19 protein-coding genes are annotated in these 19,732 nt (G+C 71.6%); 5 read left to right on the top strand and 14 right to left on the bottom strand.

The features are described 5' to 3' along the window. Window positions 1–5: 5 nt before the first annotated feature. The 6 genes from AC1ROC_RS17930 to AC1ROC_RS17955 are packed head-to-tail and all read right to left on the bottom strand — an operon-like array spanning window position 6 to window position 4,536. A complete protein-coding gene (locus AC1ROC_RS17930) occupies window positions 6–326 on the bottom strand; it encodes a CHY zinc finger protein (RefSeq protein ID WP_210723963.1) in 321 nt (106 codons plus the stop codon). Beyond that, window positions 323–919: a CbiQ family ECF transporter T component gene (locus AC1ROC_RS17935; protein ID WP_493001772.1), complete on the bottom strand. Its 597-nt coding sequence runs from the start codon at window positions 917–919 to the stop codon at window positions 323–325. Before AC1ROC_RS17935 ends, AC1ROC_RS17930 begins: the two co-directional genes overlap by 4 nt. Further along, window positions 913–1,599, bottom strand: a complete 687-nt coding sequence (locus AC1ROC_RS17940) for an energy-coupling factor ABC transporter ATP-binding protein (protein ID WP_493001773.1) — start codon at window positions 1,597–1,599, stop codon at window positions 913–915. The genes AC1ROC_RS17935 and AC1ROC_RS17940 overlap by 7 nt, the downstream gene beginning before the upstream one ends. Beyond that, complete coding sequence (locus tag AC1ROC_RS17945) at window positions 1,596–2,756, bottom strand: thiolase family protein (protein WP_256921904.1); 1,161 nt, start codon at window positions 2,754–2,756, stop codon at window positions 1,596–1,598. The genes AC1ROC_RS17940 and AC1ROC_RS17945 overlap by 4 nt, the downstream gene beginning before the upstream one ends. Next, window positions 2,753–3,913 (bottom strand): class I adenylate-forming enzyme family protein, encoded by a 1,161-nt coding sequence (locus AC1ROC_RS17950; RefSeq protein WP_493001774.1) that lies wholly within the window; start codon window positions 3,911–3,913, stop codon window positions 2,753–2,755. Before AC1ROC_RS17950 ends, AC1ROC_RS17945 begins: the two co-directional genes overlap by 4 nt. Beyond that, complete coding sequence (locus AC1ROC_RS17955; protein ID WP_493001775.1) at window positions 3,910–4,536, bottom strand: biotin transporter BioY; 627 nt, start codon at window positions 4,534–4,536, stop codon at window positions 3,910–3,912. Before AC1ROC_RS17955 ends, AC1ROC_RS17950 begins: the two co-directional genes overlap by 4 nt. A 107-nt stretch (window positions 4,537–4,643) precedes the next feature. On the opposite strand from AC1ROC_RS17955, the gene AC1ROC_RS17960 reads away from it, so the two are divergent. Continuing rightward, window positions 4,644–5,303 carry a TetR/AcrR family transcriptional regulator C-terminal domain-containing protein gene (locus tag AC1ROC_RS17960; RefSeq protein ID WP_493001776.1) on the top strand — a complete coding sequence of 220 codons (660 nt, stop codon included), beginning with the start codon at window positions 4,644–4,646 and terminating at the stop codon, window positions 5,301–5,303. Here AC1ROC_RS17960 and AC1ROC_RS17965 read toward each other — a convergent pair. The 3 genes from AC1ROC_RS17965 to AC1ROC_RS17975 all read right to left on the bottom strand — a co-directional run bounded on the left by AC1ROC_RS17965 (window position 5,284) and on the right by AC1ROC_RS17975 (window position 6,881). Beyond that, window positions 5,284–5,664, bottom strand: coding sequence for a DUF3566 domain-containing protein (locus tag AC1ROC_RS17965; protein ID WP_493001777.1), 381 nt, complete (start codon window positions 5,662–5,664; stop codon window positions 5,284–5,286). The two genes, AC1ROC_RS17960 and AC1ROC_RS17965, sit on opposite strands and share 20 nt — an antisense overlap. Before the next feature lie 80 nt (window positions 5,665–5,744). After that, window positions 5,745–6,380, bottom strand: a complete 636-nt coding sequence (locus tag AC1ROC_RS17970) for a ScbR family autoregulator-binding transcription factor (protein ID WP_493001778.1) — start codon at window positions 6,378–6,380, stop codon at window positions 5,745–5,747. A 153-nt stretch (window positions 6,381–6,533) separates the two neighbouring features. After that, on the bottom strand, window positions 6,534–6,881 hold the full coding sequence (locus AC1ROC_RS17975) for a VOC family protein (RefSeq protein ID WP_085368883.1): 348 nt from the start codon (window positions 6,879–6,881) through the stop codon (window positions 6,534–6,536). A gap of 118 nt (window positions 6,882–6,999) precedes the next feature. Here AC1ROC_RS17975 and AC1ROC_RS17980 point away from each other — a divergent pair, with 118 nt between their 5' ends. Together AC1ROC_RS17980 and poxB are read left to right on the top strand one after the other, a co-directional pair. Continuing rightward, window positions 7,000–7,395: a hypothetical protein gene (locus tag AC1ROC_RS17980; protein ID WP_493001779.1), complete on the top strand. Its 396-nt coding sequence runs from the start codon at window positions 7,000–7,002 to the stop codon at window positions 7,393–7,395. A 125-nt stretch (window positions 7,396–7,520) separates the two neighbouring features. Beyond that, window positions 7,521–9,254 (top strand): ubiquinone-dependent pyruvate dehydrogenase, encoded by a 1,734-nt coding sequence (gene poxB / locus AC1ROC_RS17985; RefSeq protein ID WP_434949431.1) that lies wholly within the window; start codon window positions 7,521–7,523, stop codon window positions 9,252–9,254. 21 nt (window positions 9,255–9,275) lie between these two features. On the opposite strand, the gene AC1ROC_RS17990 is transcribed toward poxB, so the two are convergent. The 3 genes from AC1ROC_RS17990 to AC1ROC_RS18000 all read right to left on the bottom strand — a co-directional run bounded on the left by AC1ROC_RS17990 (window position 9,276) and on the right by AC1ROC_RS18000 (window position 12,229). Further along, window positions 9,276–11,015, bottom strand: coding sequence for an LCP family protein (locus AC1ROC_RS17990; RefSeq protein ID WP_493001780.1), 1,740 nt, complete (start codon window positions 11,013–11,015; stop codon window positions 9,276–9,278). Window positions 11,016–11,116: 101 nt separating this feature from the next. Next, a complete protein-coding gene (locus tag AC1ROC_RS17995) occupies window positions 11,117–11,668 on the bottom strand; it encodes a MarR family winged helix-turn-helix transcriptional regulator (protein ID WP_493001781.1) in 552 nt (183 codons plus the stop codon). A 21-nt stretch (window positions 11,669–11,689) separates the two neighbouring features. Beyond that, window positions 11,690–12,229: a hypothetical protein gene (locus AC1ROC_RS18000; protein WP_493001782.1), complete on the bottom strand. Its 540-nt coding sequence runs from the start codon at window positions 12,227–12,229 to the stop codon at window positions 11,690–11,692. Window positions 12,230–12,431: 202 nt separating this feature from the next. Between AC1ROC_RS18000 and AC1ROC_RS18005 the strand changes: the two genes are divergently transcribed. Then, window positions 12,432–13,274 (top strand): hypothetical protein, encoded by an 843-nt coding sequence (locus tag AC1ROC_RS18005; protein ID WP_493001783.1) that lies wholly within the window; start codon window positions 12,432–12,434, stop codon window positions 13,272–13,274. Window positions 13,275–13,376: 102 nt separating this feature from the next. Continuing rightward, on the top strand, window positions 13,377–13,952 hold the full coding sequence (locus tag AC1ROC_RS18010) for an NADPH-dependent FMN reductase (protein WP_085368876.1): 576 nt from the start codon (window positions 13,377–13,379) through the stop codon (window positions 13,950–13,952). 118 nt (window positions 13,953–14,070) lie between these two features. Here the strand turns inward: AC1ROC_RS18010 and AC1ROC_RS18015 are convergent, their stop codons facing one another. After that, window positions 14,071–14,847 carry a DNA-formamidopyrimidine glycosylase family protein gene (locus tag AC1ROC_RS18015; protein WP_493001784.1) on the bottom strand — a complete coding sequence of 259 codons (777 nt, stop codon included), beginning with the start codon at window positions 14,845–14,847 and terminating at the stop codon, window positions 14,071–14,073. Window positions 14,848–14,859: 12 nt separating this feature from the next. Further along, window positions 14,860–19,683 carry an Lhr family ATP-dependent helicase gene (locus AC1ROC_RS18020; protein WP_493001785.1) on the bottom strand — a complete coding sequence of 1,608 codons (4,824 nt, stop codon included), beginning with the start codon at window positions 19,681–19,683 and terminating at the stop codon, window positions 14,860–14,862. Window positions 19,684–19,732 lie beyond the last annotated feature (49 nt).

The raw sequence follows: 19,732 nt of genomic DNA on the forward strand, positions 1-19,732 counted from the left end.
TCGCGTCAGACCTCGAAGTACAGCTCGGTGTGCAGTTTGCACCCCGGATTGAATGCCGCGCCGCACGCCGGGCAGGCATCCACCCCGAGGTACTCGGCGACGGTCAGCTCGTGCTCGCACACCCCGCACAGCACCGCGGGTTCGTCGCGCCGGTCGAGCGGCCACTGCTCCGCCGGATGGTCGGCCGCCTCCGCGTGGCACAGATGGCACGGGTAGTACTCGCCGCAGCACGCGAACCGGATAGCGATCACGTCGAGTTCCGTCCGATAGTGGATGCACCGGGTCTGGTCGTCGACGGTCGGCCCGAGCACGCGCATCCCGGTCATCGGACGCCTCGCGCCGTGAGGGCATCACCGAGGTCGTCGGCGTGTTTGAGTGAGACGACGAGGAACGGGATCACGAAGCCGACGATACCCGGCCTGGCTCCGCGGGCGCGCTGTGCCTCCCGCACCCCGGCCGCGAGCCGGGACAGCACCGGCACCGTGTTGATGGTGACTGCGAGCATCAGGGCGACGCGCTGTGCGTCCACCCCGAGACGCTCGAACGGTCGCAGCCCACGCTCGAACGCGTCGAGGAGCGCGGCGACGCGGGTGGTGAGGACGAGCATCCCGGCGAGCAGGATCGTGGTGACGACCCGCGCCGTGTTCGCGACGGCCGCCTCCGCGTCGAGGAAGATCAGCTGACCGACCAGCGTGATGACCACCACCCAGCGGACCGCGACCACCTGCCGGCCGAGCTCCCGCATCCCGAGCCCGCAGACGAGGTAGCCGACCACGGCGATCGCCGCTGCGACCCCGGCCGCCCACCAGGTGGACGGCAGGAAGGAGACGGCGAGCACGACCGCGAGCAGCACGGCGGCCTTCGGTCCGGCCGGGGCGCGGTGCATCCACCCGGTGCCGGGGCGGTAGAGGGTCACCATCGCAGGCTCGCCTCGTACTCGGCGATCACGTCCGCCGGAGCACCCACCGCCGCGATGCGCCCTGCGTCGAACAGCACGGCCACCTCGCACCGCTCCGCCAACCGCAGATCGTGGGTGAGCAGCACCAGCTGGTGCCCGGCGTCCTCGAACAGGTGCTCGGCCACGCGGCGGGCGTTGCGCGCATCCAGGTAGGCCGTCGGCTCGTCGGCGATCACCAGCTGCGGCCGCCGGATGAACGCCCCGCACAGCGCGAGCAACTGCTTCTGCCCGCCGGACAGGTCGTGGGCGGCACGGTCGGCGAGCCCGGTCAGGCCGAACCGGTCGAGGGCGTCGGCCACCCGACCGGCGGACTCGGCGGCCGGCAGACGCTCGCTGCGGAGGGAGAACGCGGCGTCCTCCGCCACCGTCGGCATGATGATCTGCGCATCCGGGTTGCTGAACACCACACTCACCAGCCGCCGCAACGCGGAAGCCTGCCTGCCCGGGTCGAGCCCGTGCACCCGGACGCTCCCCGAGCTGGGCGCCACGAGCCCGGCCAGCACGCGCGCGAACGTGGACTTGCCCGACCCGTTGGCGCCGACCACGGCGATCCTGGATGCGTCGAGCGCGACACTCACATCGTCGAGCGCGACGGTCTCGCCGAGCCGCACGGTGAGGTGGTCGAGGGCGATGGCGCTCATCGCACCACCTCGAACACGGCCGCGACGCCCATCCCGCCGCCGACGGACGCCGCCGCGACGCCGAGCGTCCCCGCGGGAGCCCCACCGCGCACGAGCCTGCTGAACAGCCGCACCACGGCGACCGCCCCGCTCGCACCCCACGGATGCCCGAGCGCCAGCGCACCGCCGTCGGTGCAGACGCGGACGTCGCCGTCGGCCACCCCGATCCGGTCGAGCACGGCGATGGTCTGCGACGCGAACGCCTCCACGATCTCGAACGCCGCCACGTCGGCCACGGTGCGGCCGGTGCCACCCACGCGCCCGAGCGCTTCGAGGATGGCCGCCGCCGCCCCCACACCGGGCAGCGCCGGATCGCAGCCGACCACCGCGTCCGCCCGCAGCGCGAGTCCGGGAACACCCACCCCGCGCAGCGCCCCCGGCACGAGCAGCACGGCAGCCGCCCCGTCGCTCACCCGGCACGAGTTCCCGCCGGTCACGCTGCCGCCCTCGAACAGCGGCGCGAACCGGGCCAACACACGCTCGTCCGCTCCGGATGCGCCGAGCTCGTCGCCCGACACCCCCTCCACCGGAACCAGCTCGCCCGCATACCGCCCGTCGGCCACCGCCGCGAGCGAACGGCGACGGCTGCGCGCAGCGTACGCATCCTGACGCGACCGCGGGATGCGGTCTTCCGCCGCCAACCGCTCAGCGGCCTCGGTCATGCCGGGGTCGGGGAATCCGGTCGGCGCGAACGGCGCCCTGTCGTACGGGACGCCGTCGACCGACCGTACGGGCGCCGTCGACGCGCTCTCCACCCCGCCCGCGATCCTGGGCCGCTCGTCGCCGCCGCGAATCGCGTTTGCCGCCTCGATGACGGCGGCCAGCCCGCTCCCGCACTGCCGGTCCACGGTCATGCCGGGCACCTCGACCCCGAGCCCCGCGAGCAGTGCAGCGACCCTGGCCGGGTTGCCGCCCGGGCCCATGCAGTTGCCGAGCACGACGTCCGCGACGGCGACGGTAGGGGTGGGATGCGGGGGAGTGGATGCGGCAGCCCAGTCCTCGAGCACCGCGCGCAGCACGGGCGCGGCGAGCCGGTCCACCGTCACCTCCGCCAGCCCCCGGCCACGTGTGGCGATCGGGGTGCGGCGTGCCGCCACCACGATGGGATCGCCGCTCACAGTCCGCTCACTTCACCCGTGAGGACGCTGCGCAGCAGCTCCGCCCGCGCAGGCTTCCCCGACGCGGTGCGGGGCAGCGCGTCCATGGCGAACCACCGCCGAGGGACGTGTGTCGGCGCGAGCACCGCCCGCGCCTGTGCGCGCAGTTCACCAGCGAGCACCTCACCCTCCGCACCACCCCGCGCCAGCTCCACCACCGCAGCCACCAGCGCCCCGACCCCGTCGTTCGGCAGCCCGAACACCACGGCATCCGTCACGCCAGGCAACCCGAGCAGCGCCGCCTCCACCTCCGCGGGCACGACGGTGGCCGCCGCCGTGAGAATCGCGTCGTCCGCCCTCCCCGACAACCGGATGCGCCCATCCACGATCTCCGCCCGGTCGCCCACCGTGCACCAGGCGCCGTCCCGCCGCAGCGGGCCGTCGCCGCCCAGATACCCCGAGGCCGCATACGGCGACCGCACCCACAGCTCGCCGTCGCGGATCTCCACCTCCACCCCCGGGAACGGTCGCAGCCCGTCGCCGTGGTCGACCGCGACGAACGACAGCTCGGCCGCGCCGTAGTAGGCCACCACCCGGATGCCGCGCTCCTCCGCGCGGGCGCGCGTTCCCGCATCCAGGTCGGCGCCACCCACGAGCGCCGCCCGCAGCAGCGGTGTCGCGGCCGGGCCGGCGTCGAGGATCGTGCGGAGTGCGCGCGGCGTCCCGTGGAACAGGGTGGCGTCGGCGAAGTCGCTCACGACCACCGCGTGGCCTCCCGGCATCAGCAGCTCGGGTCCGCCCTCCGTCGCCCGGGCGATCGAGAACAGCGACAGCGACGATGCCGCGGGCGCGGGGAGCGCCAGCACGTCCCCGTCCTGCACGCCGAGCAGCGCATCCACTGCGGCGAACGACGCGGACCACGACTCCGCGGTGCGCACCACGATCCGCGGCGCACCCGTGCTGCCCGAGGTGAGCGTCGCCCACCCGATCCCCGGCAGCGGCCCCGCCGTCTCCGCGGTCGCGCGCACCTGCCGCCACTGCTCCTCCGGCCACCGGTCGTCGCCGACCAGCGGCACATCGCCCGCAGCCCGCACCGAGTGGATGCGGTCGATCAGCTCGCGCGCCGCACCCGCGGTCACCGAACCCGCCCCCACCAGCGGCACGATCACCCCGGTCACGACACCCCGGCCTCGTCGCGCACCGGCTCGCGCTCCTCGTCCGCCCGCACGCGCCCGCGCGTCCGGAACGCCCGTGGGTATGCCCGCGCCAGCGTCATCGTGATGGCCACCGCCAGCGCCGCCTTGATGAGGTCGCCGGGCAGGAACACCGTGCTCTGCAGTGCCGTCTCCGCGAGGGGGAGGCGGGTCACGAGTGCCTGGATCGGGATGCCGAACGCGTAGATCGTGATGATGCCGCCGGTGATGATGCCGACGATCGTCCTCGTCCAGGTCGGGGTGCGGCCGCCCGCGTGCACGATCAGTCCGATCACGAACGCGCCGACCACCCAGCCGAACAGGTAGCCGGCCGACGGGCCGACGAAGACGCCGATGCCGCCGCGGCCTCCGGAGAGCAGGGGGAGGCCGACCGCCACCAGGGCGAGCAGTACCAGCATCGAGATGGCGCCGCGCCACGGTCCGAGGATCGCTCCGGCGAGCATCACACCCAGCGTCTGCGCCGTGATCGGGACGGCGCCGAACACCGAGAAGCCGCCGGGGAGGCCGAGGACGGCCACGATGGCGGCGAAGACCGCGATCCTGGCGATGTCTGTCGCGTCGATGCGCGTGCTGGCGGGTCGGGACATGGGTGCTTCCTCACGGTCGGGGTGCGGGTGCTGCTCCGGAACGCCGTTCATCGGAAGGCTCGCACCTGAACACTGTTCACCTGAACAGCGTTCACTATACTGATCGGGTGACGGAAACGGAAAGCACCGGCAGGCGGCACACCCGAGACGACGTGGCGCGCACGGCCCTGCGCATCCTGGACGACCACGGCCTCCCCGATCTCACCATGCGCCGTCTGGCCGCGGCCCTCGACGTGCAGCCGAGCGCCCTCTACTGGCACTTCCCGAACAAGCAGACGCTGCTGGCCGAGCTCGCCGACCGCATCGTCTCCCACGGCCGCCCCGCCGCAATGGCCCCCGCATCCACCGCCACCGCATCCACCGCCACCGCGCCCACCGCCACCGCGCCCACCGACTGGATGCACGCCGTCCGCTCCGAGGCCGCCGCGCTCCGGGATGCGCTGCTCGCCTACCGCGACGGAGCCGAGGTGGTCTCCAGCACGTTCGCCCTCGGCCTCGGGTCCACCGCGGCGGTCGACCGGCTCGCCTCCGCCGTCGCGCTCGGCGGGTTCGACGACCACACCAGCGGCCGTGCGGCGACCGCGTTGCTGCATTTCATCCTCGGGCACGTCTCGCACGAGCAGCAGCGGATGCAGTACGACAGCTTCGGCGTGCTCGCCGATGGTGTGACCGCATCCAGCATCGACGAGGACGACCCCGCTGCGGCGTTCCGGTTCGGCGTCGACCTGCTGGTCGGCGGGCTGGAGTTCAGTCGTTCCCGAAGGTGAGCTTCCAGCCGCCGACGACGCGGGTGGCCAGGTTGAACAGGGCGGCGAAGATCGCGCCGAGCGCTGACACCACGATCAGTTCGAGCAGTGCGACCACCAGCGTGAACGTGAGCATGTTCGAGAACGTCAGGTCGGAGACCAGCGCAGAGCCCTGCGTCCCCGCGATGCTCTCGAGGAAATCGCGGAGGGAGCCGATCGCGCCGAGCTTGTCGAGCACGCTCCACACCAGAAGGGCGATCACCACGGTGAGCACGGCCAGCACGACCGCCACCAGGAACGACAGCTTGAGCGCCGACCAGAAATCGATGTAGACCATGCGCATCACTGCGCGTTTGCTTTTCGCCTTCCGTGCTGCGCTCATATCGGCCCCTCCCGGTGTCGCTGTTCGCCACCATGATTCAGAGGCGATCCCCGCTGTCAGTGTAACGGCGGGCGCGACGTTCAGCCCTCAGGGACGAGCAGGGGAAGCGTCGACAGCGCCTCGTACCTCTCCGGCGGCACGATGCCGGGCAGGAGCACGACCCACAGCTCCCTGACCCGCTGCAACAGGTCCGCGCGGTCGCAGAGCGTCTCCGAGACCAGCTGCACACCGGTGAACGCCGGGATCAGGAAGTGCGCGAACATCGACGGGTCCACCGTCGCGACGATGTCGCCCTCCGCGATCCCGCGGACGGTGAGGTCTTCGACGGCGCGCAGCCAGTCGTCGTACGGGCCGTTGACGGGCTGCTCGAACCCCGACCTGTCCGTGGTCAACCGGATGCCGGCCTTCACCACCGGGTCGGTGAGCAGTTGCTGGGCGAGCCCGGCGCAGAGCAGCACCATCGTCTGCAGGGCCGGCAGCTTCTTCGCCATGATCTCGGAGCCGGAGGCGAACGCGCGCTCGTGCTGCTCGTCGATCACCGCCCTGGCGATGTCGTCCTTCGACTGGAAGTGGAAGTACAGCGCGCCCTTCGTGACGGAGGATGCTGTGGCGATGTCGGCGATCGAGGAGAGGCCGTAACCCGAGCGCTCGAACGTCTCGGCTGCGCCGAGGATGATGGCGTCTCTGGTGGCTTGGGCGCGCGCCTGTTTGACCATGAGGTGGGTTCTCCTATGGGGACGACGACGAGTGTCGTGTGGGAGAGTAACGGGGGTAAGCACACCGTAATCGAGACTTGTGTGCATTGTCCGAATCTCCGCGCGGACCGCATCGTCTAGCGAAACGACCTGTCTGTCGGCTCACGCCCCCTCTCAGTCGGTGTTGTTGGGGCGCCAGACCGCGAACCGGTTCCCCGTCGGGTCGAGCAGGTGCGCGAACTGGATCGACCCGTTGTCCACCAGCGGCAGCGCGACGGTCGCCCCGAGCGCCGTCGCCCGCTCGACCGCCGCGGCGACGTCGTCGACGTGCACATAGAACACGGCCCACGACCCGCCCCCGACGCCGTTCGTGTCCCACAACCCGCCCTTGTCCCCGCCGACCATGCTGTAGCCGGCAGGGGACGGCGGCCCGATCTCCCACCCGAACATCCCGGAGTAGAACGCCGTGCTCGCCTCCGGGTCCGGCGACCCGATCTCGAAGTAGTCCACCTCATTGCTCATGCAGTGATTGTGCGCGCATGTTCGGCCGTGGGCAATGGATGCGGCCGTGCGGTCTGCGCGCGGGTCTTGCCCTGCCGCATCCACAGGCTTAGCGTTGCGTCGAGCGGGAGGACACCGGATGCCCAGATTCGTGATCGACGCCCCCGCCGCGCTGCGCCTCGCCACCGATGCGACGGTGGTGGATGCGGCGGACAGCCTCATCGCGCCCGCCCTACTCAAATCGCAGGTGCTGTCCCAGCTCTACCAGGCGGTGGCGCGCGGCGACCTCACCAGGGAGGACGCGTCCCGCAGGCTCGACTACCTGCGCGGGCTGCGCATCCGGTACCTGAGCGACCGCGTCTCCCAGGCGACGGCCTGGAAACTGGCGGACGCGCTCGGCCTCCCGGACACGCTCCCGGCGGAGTACATCGCCGTGACGCAGTTGCAGGCGGATGCGCTGATCGCCCTCGATCCAGCGCTCGCCGAGGCCGCGAGCGGCACCGTGCGGGTGGCGACGCTCGCCGACCTGCGCTGAGGGCCACCCCGGCCACGCTCCGCGCACCCGCGACCCCGCACCCTGCACATCGTCCCAGCGCCTCTCCCGCTGGCACCCTTCCTCGGCGTACGTTGGAGGCATCCGCCGATCCGAGGGAGTGCACTATGCCGACCGTCGCCGACACCATCGTCGAGATCATCGAGGACGCGGGGGTGAAACGTGTCTACGGGTTGCCGGGCGATTCGCTCAATGGGTTCACCGATGCGCTGCGCAGGAACGGATCGGTCGCCTGGCAGCACGTGCGGCACGAGGAGGCCGCGGCGTTCGCTGCTGCAGCGGAGGCAGCACTGACCGGAGAGCTGGCCGTCTGCGCGGGAAGCTGCGGGCCGGGCAACCTGCACCTCATAAACGGGCTGTTCGACGCGAACAGGAGCAGGGTTCCCGTGCTCGCCATCGCCGCGCAGATCCCCGGTCCGGAGATCGGCAGCACATACTTCCAGGAGACGCACCCGCAGGACCTGTTCCGCGAGGCCGCTGTCTACACCGAGCTGGTCAGTGTGCCGGAGCAACTGCCGCGGGTGCTCGAGATCGCGATGCGCACCGCCATCGAGCGTCGCGGCGTCGCGGTGGTCGTCATCCCGGGCGAGATCTTCCTGAAGGACAGCACCGGCCGCCGCAAGTCGGCGCCGATCGCGTTCTCGCCGCGCGTCACCCGGCCCGCCGACGCCGAGCTGCACGCGGCAGCCGACCTGCTCAACTCGGCCAAGAAGGTCACCATCCTGGGCGGAGCGGGCGTAGAGGGTGCTCACCCGCAGCTGGTCGCCATCGCGGACAAGCTCAAGGCGCCGGTCGTCCATGCGCTTCGCGGCAAGGAGTTCATCGAGTACGACAACCCGTACGACGTCGGCATGACCGGCCTGCTCGGGTTCGCCTCCGGCTACCGGGCGATGGAGAGCTGCGACGTGCTGCTGATGCTCGGCACCGACTTCCCGTATCAGCAGTTCTACCCGTCGAAGGCCAAGATCATCCAGGTCGACATCCGCGGCGAGAACCTGGGCAGGCGCACCCCGGTCGACCTCGGCCTGGTGGGCAGCGTCCGGGACACGGTGGATGCGCTGCTCCCGCTGCTCAAGGACCGCACCGACACCAAGCACCTCGACTCGTCCACCGCGCACTACCGCAAGTCCCGGAAGGGGCTCGACGACCTCGCGACGAACGACCGCAACCGCACGCCCATCCACCCGCAGTACGTCGCGAAGCTGATCAGCGACCTGTCGACCGACGACGCCGTGTTCATCCCGGATGTGGGCTCGCCCGTGGTGTGGGCGTCCCGCTATCTGGAGATGAACGGTCGCCGCCGCCTGATCGGCTCGTTCTCGCACGGCACGATGGCGAACGCCGTTCCGCACGCCATCGGCGCGCAGTCGGCGTTCCCCGACCGGCAGGTGGTGGCGCTCGCCGGAGACGGCGGGCTGGCGATGCTGCTCGGCGAACTGCTCACCCTGCGGCAGAACAAGCTGCCGGTGAAGATCGTCGTGTTCAACAACTCGTCGCTGAACTTCGTCGAGGTGGAGATGAAAGCGGCCGGTTTCGTCAACTTCGGCACCGGGCTGGACAACCCGAACTTCGCCGACGTCGCCAACGCAATGGGCATCCACGGTCAGCGGGTCGAGAAGCCGGACGACCTGCAGGCCGCCCTCCGCGCCGCCTTCGACCACGACGGACCGGCCCTGGTGGATGTGGTCACCGCCCGCCAGGAGCTGTCCATCCCGCCGGCGATCACGGCCGAGCAGGTCAAGGGCTTCACGCTCTACGCCCTGCGCACGATCATGTCCGGCCGCGGCGACGAGCTCGTCGACCTGGCGGACACGAACGTGTTCCGGAGGCTCTTCGACTAGGGCGCGCGTCGTCGATCGCGGCTAGTTGATGCAGACCGTGTCGCTGTAGTTCTTCGCGGGCGACGACGGGGTCGGCGCGGGTGCTCCGCCGGAGGCGGGCGCCCCGCCGGCTGCCGGGGCCGCCGGCATCAGCCCGTCGTCGCCGAGGACCACCGTGACGCCGGACACCGACGACGTCTCCTGCACGGACGCGCCGGGCAGGTACGCCGCGACCGCCTTGGCCTGCGCCTCCTGCCCGCTCGGGTACTTGATCACCGTGGTCGGCTGCGTGTCGGCATCCCCGGCCGTGCCCGTCTTGAAGCCGGCGGCGGCGAACGTCGCGGTCGCGGTTCCTGCCGCGCCGTTCGTCTCTCCGCCGTTCAGCACGGTGACGGCCGTGTCTGCCGGCTTTGCGGCCGTCGCCTTCTCGAACGCGCTCGGCGTGCCCATCAGGCTCTGGATGAACGCGGGCATCGCGGCCGTGTCCACCTCCACGATCGACAGGTCCTCGCCGTCGACGGTGATGGTCGGGGTGCCGGAGATCGGGATGGTCGCCGACTGGATCTTGCCGCCGGTGAGCCCCTGCAGCTGCGCGGCGAGGGAGAGGAAGTTGAGGCCGGGGTCGGTCTCGAGCGAGCCGCTCACCGCATCCAGGACCTTCGACAGCTTGCCGGGGTTCAGCAGCGTCCCGGCGGAGAGGAACTTGTGCGCCTCCACCGACAGGAAGTACTGCTGGCGCACGACGCGGTCGAGGTCGCCCTGCGGCAGACCGTGGCGCTGGCGGACGAACGCGAGCGCCTGGTGCGCATCCAGTGTCGACACCCCCGCGGGGAAGTTGGCCTGCGAATACGGGTCGTCGACCGCGTTGTTCAGGCACACCTGGATGGGGCCGAGCGCCTGGGCGATGTCGTAGAAGCCGAGCAGGGAGATGCGCACGTAGTGGTCGATCGTCAGACCGGTGAGATTCTGCACGGTCTGGATGAGGAGCTTAGCGCCGCTGGTCGCATCGGTCGCGCCGCCGCCGAGGGAGAAGGCGGAGTTGAGCTTGTTCATGCCGTGGCCGGGCACATCCACCCACGAGTCGCGGGGGAGGGAGATGAGGGTGGCGGACTTCCCGTCGGCCGGGATGTGCAGCACCATCATCGTGTCGGTGTTCGTGCCGCCCCCGTCGTCGGTGGTGCCGAGCTGGTCGAGCTCGGCTTGCGATGCGCCGTCCGGCCGGTGGTCGTCACCGACGAGCAGGATGTTCTGGTCGGAGCCGTCGACGTCGGTCTTCGGCTTGTGCTGCTCGGAGATCACATCCACGTGCTTGACGTTGTTGACGAACCGGAAGTAGCTGTACGCGGCGTACCCGCCGACGACCACGAGGATCACGGCGAGGCCGAAGGCCGTCCAGCCGATGATGCGCTTGGTGCGGGAGCGCCGCGTGCGGGGTGTGCGGCCTCTGCGGCCGCCGGGGGTGGGGGAGTCTGGACCGTCGCCGGTGCCGTCGCCGCCGTCGTGGCCGTTGCCGCCGCCGCCGTTGCGCCCGCCGCCGTCGCGCCCGGAGCCTCCGCCTGCGCCGCCGAACAGCGCGTCGACGCCACCACCGGATGCGGCTCCCGCTGCACCGGCAGCTCGGCTTCCCCCGTACCTGCCGTCGGCGGGCCGCGTGGCGCGGACCGGGCGGCGCGGGTCAGGCTGGGGCACCCGGCCGAACACCTCGGTGGCCGGTTCGGGGTCGCCGGAGTGCTGCCGAGGGTCTCTGGGTTCCTCGGGGCTGGGGAAGGTCGGGCGTCGCACAGGGAAACGCTAGGGGTGCAACCCTGCGAGAGCCCTGGCGATCCATGCGTTTCTCGACGAATCGTCAGGCTTTCCGAGCCGTGCTCCCAGATCGGCGCCGCTCAGGAGGTGACGTCGCTGCGAACCCGTTCATCGGCGGGCTCGGCCTCCGCCGCGTCCTCCCGCTCGCAGACGGCGGTCTCCGCCTCGTTCGCGGCGATCATGTTCGTCGCGATCTCCAGGAACTCCGCCTGCTGATCGTCCGAGAGCACGTCGAACAGCACCCGCCTGATCGTCGCCGTGTGCTCCGGCAGCGCCCGGACCAGCACCCTCCGCCCATCCCCGGTGAGGTGGATGTAGCTCGCGCGCCTGTCCTCCGCGCACTCCTGCCGTTCGACGAATCCGCGCGCGGCCATCCTGGTCACCTGGTGCGAGACCCTGCTCTTCTCCCAGCCGGTGACGTCGACCAGCTCGCGCACCCGCAGGCGCCGACCCGGTGCGCGCACGAGCGCCATCAGCACCTCCAGTTCGGAGATGGAGATGCCGTGATCCCGCTGCAGTTGCGCGTCGAGCGTGCGGTCGAACCCGCGGCGCATCACATAGAACGCGTTGAAGAGCTCGATCTCCTCGTCGCTCAGCTTCCTCGGGTCTGGCCGCTGGCGGATAGGGGACATGGCAGTCATCCTCCCACGGGTTCAGTGCGCCAGCTGCTCCAGCGTCACCACGGCCACTCCGAGCGCGACGATCGCCGCCAGCACCAGGATGCGCTTGGCCGTGCCGAGGTTGGTGCGCTTCACGGCGATCTGCGCGATCACCGCCAGCGAGACGATCAGCGCGACGACGGCGGTCGTCATCGCCGCCTTCACGCTCACACCGCCCGCCGCGGCGATGAGCAGCATCACGGCGGGGACGAACAGCACCGTCAGCGCACGGGATGCGACAGCCACCATGTGCCGGAACTCGAGCGCGCTCGGCAGCGTGTTGTGCACGATCATGTGCGACACCAGGTCGGACGCGAGCCCGGCGAGCAGCACACCGCCGACCGAGATGAGGAGCGTGAGCAGCACGTTCAGCGGATCGAGCGTCTCCCCGTGGCTGCTGAGCGCCATCAGGATGGCGAGGGCGGTGAACGTGGCGTAGATCCGCTCGCGCAGCCGGTCGCCCGCCTGTCTGCGCTCATCCGGGGTGGCGTCGTCGGGGAGTCGCGTGTCGCTCGGTTCGTCTCGCCTGGCCATTCCATCCTCGTCTCCCGCGCTCGCCGCAGCCGTTGGCACCGCGCCGCAGCACCGCTCACCGCGCGGATCGAGCCTACCCGGGAGGCACGCGGCGAGGTCGCAGCACGGACACAGCGCTCGCTCAGCCGCTCGCGGAACACTTCTCTGTACGGATTCACACACTGTCGCCGACGCGCGAGCGTCGACTCGAACGGAGAACACCATGGGATTCCTCGACCGCCTCTTCGGACGCGACGAGCAGCAGGCGCCAGCGCAGCAGGTTCCCGCACAGGTTCCCGCGCAGCAGGTTCCTGCACAGCGGCGGCCCGTCAACGCCTCCGCGGGCGCGCCCGCCGGTGGCCAGGTGGCAGCCGAGCAGCGCTCCGAGGACGAGATCGCCGTCGAGCGCTACCGCTACCTGCTGCGCACCGCGCCGCCGGAGACCATCGAGCAGGTGCACGAGGAGGCGTTCGCGAAGCTGACGCCCGAACAGCGCTCCCTCCTGTTCCAGCAGCTCTCCGCCAACGCGCCCGCCGGTGAGCAGCCGCGCGGCGACGACGCCCACTCTCTCGCGCAGTCCGCCACCCGCGCAGAAATCCGGCAGCCGGGCACCCTCGAGCGGTCCCTCGGCGGCGGCAACGGCATGGGTGGCGGCATGGGCGGGGGACGTGGCGGTGTCGGCTTCGGCGGGATGTTCGCCAGCTCGCTGCTCGGAAGCGTCGCCGGCTACGTCATCGGCTCCGCGCTCGTCAGTGCGTTCCTGCCGTCTCCCGTCGACCAGCAGGCCGGGGATGCGGGCTCCACCGATGGCGACAACGGTCCGGGCGACAACGGTTCCGCCGACAACGCCTCGGGCGACACCGGCTCCGGCGACACCGGCTCCGGCGACGCCGGCTCGGGCGACGGCGGCGCCGGTTCCTCCGACGCCGGCGGCTGGGGCGGCGACGCGGGCACGGTCTCCGCGGACGGCGGCGGCTGGGACAACGGCGGCGGTTTCGGTGGCGACGGCGGCTTCGGCGGAGGGGACTTCGGCGGGGGCGACTTCGGTGGAGGCGACTTCTTCTAGGCCGCTTCCAGCCCGCTTCCAGGCCGCCGACCGCGCCGGGAATGTTCCGCGCGCATCCCGGGTTCGCGTTAGGTGACACGTCACCAACACGAAAGGCCTGACATGACGAAGATCGCCATCATCATCGGAAGCACCCGCCCCGGACGCAACGGAGAAGCCGTGGCGCGCTGGGTCTACGACCACGCCGCCACCCGCGACGGAGTCGAGTACGAGCTCGTCGACCTGATGGACTGGAACCTCCCCCACCTCGACGAGGCCATGCCCGCCGCGATGGGCCAGTACGCGAACGACCACACCAAGGCCTGGGCCGCCAAGATCGACGAGTTCGACGGATACATCTTCGTGACTCCCGAGTACAACCACAGCACCTCCGGCGCGCTCAAGAACGCGATCGACTTCGTCGGCGCCGAGTGGAACAACAAGGCGGCCGGGTTCGTCAGCTACGGCGTCTTCGGTGGCGCCCGCGCCGTCGAGCACCTGCGTCTGGTGCTGTCGCAGCTGCAGGTCGCGACCGTCAGCGCCCACGTGGGCCTCAGCCTCGCCCACGACTTCGAGAACTGGTCGCTCAACCCCACCGCCCAGCAGGAGGCAGCACTCACCCCGCTCTTCGACCAGGTCGAGTCCTGGTCGGAGGCCCTCGCCTCCGTCCGCACCCAGGCCGACTCCCTCGCCGCCTGACCCGTTTCCCGGACTCACACACAATCGAGTCCGAAGTTGTTCACGCGAAACGCCGCGCACAGCGTGAACAACTTCGGACTCGATGATCGGGGAGCGGGCGGGGGAGCGGGCGCGTGCGTCAGGTCTGGCAGGACGGGCAGTAGTACGTGACCCGCTCCTCCAGGTCGGTGCGCCCGAGCGCCGACCGGTGGATGTGCGTGCCGCAGCGACGGCACGGCTCGCCCCTCCGCCCGTACACCCAGCTGGTGCGCCCGCGTCGGGTGTCGCCCGTCGTCACGCGGTTCGGCCTGTCGCGGTTGGCGAGGATGAGCCGCCGCGCGAGCGACACGGCCGCCGGCAGGTCCGCCTCCGCGACGGGACGGGTGGGCAGCATCCCGCGCAGGAAGCACAGCTCGTTGACGTATTCGTTGCCGAGCCCGGCGAGGTTGCGCTGGTCGAGCAGGGCGACGGCGATCGGCTGGTCGGGGTGCGCCGCCAGCCGTCGCAGCGCCTCGTCGGCGTCCCAGTCCGGGCCGAGCAGGTCGGGGCCGAGGTAGCCGACCACGTCGTCCTCCCTGTCGCGCGGGATCACCTCGAGGACGCCCAGCAGGAAGCCCACCGCGGTCACGTCCTCCGTGCGCAGCACGGCCCGCGCCTCGAACGCCGGGTGCCGCCAGCGCGCACCAGGCGCGTACAGCTCCCACGACCCCTCCATCTTGAGGTGGCTGTGGATGGTCGCGTCGCCCACCCGCATCAGCAGGTGTTTTCCCCTGCTCACCACGGCATCCACCTGTCGCCCGGACAGGTCGACCGTCGCGTATGCGGGCACCCGGAAGTCGGTCTCGGTGAGCACCTTCCCGGCGAGGGCGGCGTTCAGCCGCTTCGCCGCACGCCAGACGGTGTCGCCCTCAGGCACCGTGATGCTCGCTCACGATCGCAGCCGCAGCCCGCGCGGGGTGGGGAGGAACCCGGCCTCGCCGAGGGCGTCGCCGAGCGGGGTGCCGAGCACGAACGCCCCGTTCACCGTCTCGATGGCGAGCTTGTCGACGCGACCCCGGGTGATGAGCGCGGCGAGGGCCCGGGATGCGGCGAGCAGCGCCGGGCGCGCATCCGGTTGCTCCTGGTCGGCGAAGCAGAGGAGGCTCTTGCCTCCGCGCTCGACGTAGATCGTGAGCGCGCCGTCGACCAGGACCACCAGCGCCCCCGCCTTCCTGCCCGGCCGGTGTCCGGTGCCCGCGTCGCCGGGGACGCCCGGCCAGGGGAGCGCTGCTCCGTAGCCGTTCGCGGGGTCGGTGGCCGCCAGCGCGACGGACTCGAGCGGCGCATCCTGGGTGTGGTCCCTGGCGAACGACCGCAGCCGGTCGACGGTGGCGCCGGTGGCGAACTGCGCGGCGCCGAGGGTCTCGACGAAGTAGCCGCGGCGGGCGCGCCCGGTCTCCTCGAACCCGCTCAGCACCTTGTACGCCAAAGCGAAGCCGCCGGGGGAGCCCTCGTTCATCACCGAGCCGCGGGTGACGACGCCGTAGCGGTCGAGCAGCGTCTCGGCCTGCCCGTGCGCGCGCACGGTCGACTCCAGGTCGCGTTCGGGCAGCAGCGACCAGCGACCGGCGACCGTCGGAGGGCCCATCCTGGTCACCATCGCGGAGCGCGTCGCCGCCCTGCCGCGGTAGAGCCGCGAGCGCGGCGCCTGCTTCGGGCGCTTGTGGGCTCCGGATGCTCCGGTCATCGTGCGCAGCGGGGCGAGGGTGTCGTTCGTCACCCTGCCGTCCCAGACCAGGTCCCACAGGGCGGTCACGAGCGCGGTGTCGTCCACCGGAGCGCCCGCCGCTGTGCCGAGCACGTCGGACAGCTGGCGGAAGAAGTACCCTCCTCCGCGGCCGAGCGCCTCCAGGACGGAGCGCTGCAGCTCGTCGGTCTCGTGGTCGCCGGGAGGAGCGAGGGTGAGCGGCGCCGAGTCGGCCAGGTGCAGGCTGATCCAGCCGTCGCTGCCCGGCAGTGCACCGTCTCCGGCCCAGATCACCTCGCCGGTCGCCGTCAGCTCGTCGAGCATCGCCGGGCTGTAGTCGCTCACCCTGCTGGGCAGGATCAGCGACTCCCACGCCGACGCCGGGATGCGCGCCCCGGCCAGCTGCTCGACCACAGAGGCGACCGCATCCACGCCCCGGAGGGTTCCGCCGATGTGCTGCCAGTCGGGAAGGAACCGCGCGAAGGTCGCGGTGTCGACCGGCTCGACCTCGTGGCGGAGCGCGGCGAGCGACATCCTCCGCAGCCGGCGCAAGACCTCGGCGTCGCACCACTCCGAGCCGTGGGCGTGCGGGCGGAACTCGCCGTCGACCACGCGCCGGTCGTGCGCGAGACGACGGAGCGCGTCGTGGACGATGGCGGCGCCGAGCCCGAAACGCTCTGCGACGTCGGAGGTGACGAACGGACCGTGCGTGCGGGCGAACCGGCTGACCAGGTCGCCGAGCGGGTCGTCGACCGGCTCGATGAACGCCACAGGGACGCCGATCGGCAGCGGCACGCCGAGCGCGTCGCGCAAGCGGCTGGCGTCCTCGATGGTGGCGTAGCGCTGCACGCCGGCGATGTGGACGGCGAGAGCACGCTTGGTGTCGACCAGCGCCGCGAGGTGTGCGGCGGCGGTGGCGACGTCGGCGGCGGGCGGGAGGAGCGGGTCGGTGGTGGACTCGGGGCCCGCGGTGGACTCGGGCTCGGCGGTCTCTGCGATCGCAGCCGCCGCGACCACGTCGCCCTGCAGCCGCTCCGCGACCTCCTCCGCCGACAGCGGGCCGAGCATCCTGAGCAGGTCGGCGACGCCCTCGATCCCGCGCACCCGTCGTTCGGGGGCGAGTCGCTGGAGTTCTCTTTCGACGCGCTCGATCACCGCGGGGTCGAGCAGCTCGCGGAGTTCCGCCCGCCCGAGCAGTTCGGCCAGCAGCCCGGCGTCGAGCGAGAGCGCCGCCGCCCTGCGTTCGGCCAGTGGGCTGTCGCCCTCGTACATGAAGGCCGCGACGTAGCCGAACAGCAGCGACCGCGCGAACGGCGACGCCACCTCGGTGCTCGCCTCCACCAGCCGGATGCGCCGCTGAGCGATCTGCTGCGTCACCTCGTCGAGCGCCGGCAGGTCGTAGACGTCTTGCAGGCACTCGCGCACCGTCTCGAGGATGATCGGGAAGCTCGGGTACTTGCGTGCGACATCCAGCAGCTGCGACGCCTTCTGTCGTTGCTGCCAGAGCGGCGACCGCTTGCCGGGGTTGTACTTCGGCAGCAGCAGAGCACGGGCGGCGCACTCGCGGAATCGCGCGGCGAACAGCGCGGAGCCGCCGACCTCCTCGGTGACCAGCGCATCCAGTTCCTGCGGCTCGAACACGAACAGCTCAGCGCCGGGCGGCTGGGATTCCGTGTCGGGAATACGAACGATGATCCCGTCGTCGGCCGCCATCGCCCCGCCGTCGATGCCGTAGCGGTCGCGCACCCGCGACTGCACGGCCAGTGCCCACGGCGAGTGCACCTGCATGCCGTACGGGGAATGCAGCACGACGCGCCAGTCGCCCAGCTCGTCCCTGAACCGCTCGACCACGAGGGTGCGATCGGTTGGGACATGTCCCGTCGCCGTCTTCTGCTCGCTCAGGAAGGCGAGCAGGTTGCCAGTGGCCCAGGTGTCGAGCCCGGCCTCCACACAGCGCAGCTCGGCGTCCGTCTCGGATGCGCTGCTCACCTCGCGCATGAACTCGCCGACAGCGCGGCCCAGCTCGGCCGGGCGGCCGAGACCGTCGCCCTTCCAGAACGGCAGTCGTCCCGGCTCGCCGAACGCCGGGGTGACGAGCACCCTGTCGTGCGTGATCTCCTGGATGCGCCAGCTGGTCGAGCCGAGCGCGAACACGTCGCCGACGCGCGACTCGTAGACCATCTCCTCGTCCAGCTCGCCGACCCTGCTGGCCTTCTCGCCCACCATGTAGACGCCGAAAAGGCCGCGGTCGGGGATGGTGCCGCCGCTGGTCACGGCCAGGCGCTGCGCTCCTGGACGCCCGGTGAGCGTGCCGGCATCCCTGTCCCAGACGATGCGCGGCCGCAGCTCGGCGAACTCGTCGGACGGGTATCGTCCGGCCAGCAGGTCGAGGGTGGCGTCGTATGCGCTGCGTGGCAGGGTCGCGAACGGCGCGCTGCGGCGCACCGTGTCGAACCACTCGTCCGCGTCGATCGACTCCAGCGCGGTGGCGGCGACGGTCTGCTGCGCGAGGATGTCGAGCGGGTTGGCCGGCACCCGGAGCGTCTCGATGAGCCCGGAGGTCATCCGTTCGCTGGCCACGGCGGAGTGGATGAGGTCGGCCCTGTGCTTGGGGAACACCACGCCGCGCGACACCTCGCCCACCTGGTGGCCCGCGCGCCCCACCCGCTGCAGCCCGCTCGCGACGGAGGGTGGGGATTCGACCTGCACGACGAGGTCGACAGCGCCCATGTCGATGCCGAGTTCCAGGCTTGAGGTCGCGACGACGCAGCGCAGCCGCCCGGCCTTGAGGTCGTCCTCGATGATGGCGCGCTGCTCCTTGCTCACCGAGCCGTGGTGGGCGCGCGCGAGCACGAGCGACCCTGGGTCGTCGGCGAGGGCGTCCTGCGCGCCGGGCGCAGCGCCTGCCGCCGCATCCGATCCGCGCGCCGCATCCGATCCGCGCGTTTGGCCCGACGCTCCCGCCAGCTCCGCCGGGGGACGCGGGCTGCGGGGCTGCGGCACGAAACCGTCGGACGGACCGTTCTCCCCGCCACCCAGGATGCGCTCTTCGTAGATCTCGTTGAGTCGCGCCGTCAGGCGCTCGGCGAGGCGGCGGGAGTTCGCGAAGACGATCGACGACCGGTGATCGAGCACGCGGTCGACGATCGCCTCCTCGACATGGGGCCAGATGGAGCCGGACTGCGGCGCGGAGCCGTCGTCGTTGTCGCTCGCGAAGGTGGAGGTGCCCAGCTCGCTCATGTCCTCGACCGGGACGACGACCCGCAGATCGAACCGCTTGCCGGAGGGCGGCGCGACCACCTCGACGGGTGCGCGCCCGCCGAGGAACCGGGCGACCTCCTCCGGCGGCCGGACGGTGGCGGAGAGCCCGATGCGCTGCGCCGGGGTGGCGAGCATCGCATCCAGTCGTTCGAGCGACAGCGCCAGGTGGGCTCCGCGCTTGGTCGCGGCGACCGCGTGCACCTCGTCGATGATGATGGTCTCGACCGAGGTCAGCGTCTCCCGCGCCGCCGAGGTCAGCATGAGGAAGAGCGACTCCGGCGTGGTGATCAGGATGTCTGGCGGTGTCGACACGAGCGCCCGCCGGTCGGCGGAGGTGGTGTCTCCGGACCGGACGCCGACGGTGACGTGCGGCGGTTCCGCCCCGAGCCGCTTGGCGGTCTGCGTGACGCCGACGAGCGGTGCGCGCAGGTTGCGCTCCACGTCGACGCCGAGCGCCTTCAGCGGCGAGATGTAGAGCACGCGGGTGCCGCGCTTGGCCGCCGGTGCTGCCTTGGCGCGGGTGGCCGGTGCGGTGGACGGGCTCTCGGCCCCACCCTCCGCAGCGCGGTCGGCGGCCGCCAGCCGGTCGATCGCCCACAAGAATGCGGCGAGCGTCTTGCCCGACCCCGTCGGCGCGATGACGAGCGCGTGCCTGCCGCGCGAGATCGCATCCCACGCTCCGATCTGGGCGGGCGTCGGCGCGTCGAAGGCCCCGCTGAACCACTCACGGGTGGCGGGGGAGAACCGTTCGAGCACGTCGCTCATCCCTCCATCCAACACCCCACCACCGACATCGTGGTCGGCATCATCGGAA

The sequence above is a fragment of the Leifsonia sp. GW821-FHT13C05 genome, assembly GCF_058806515.1.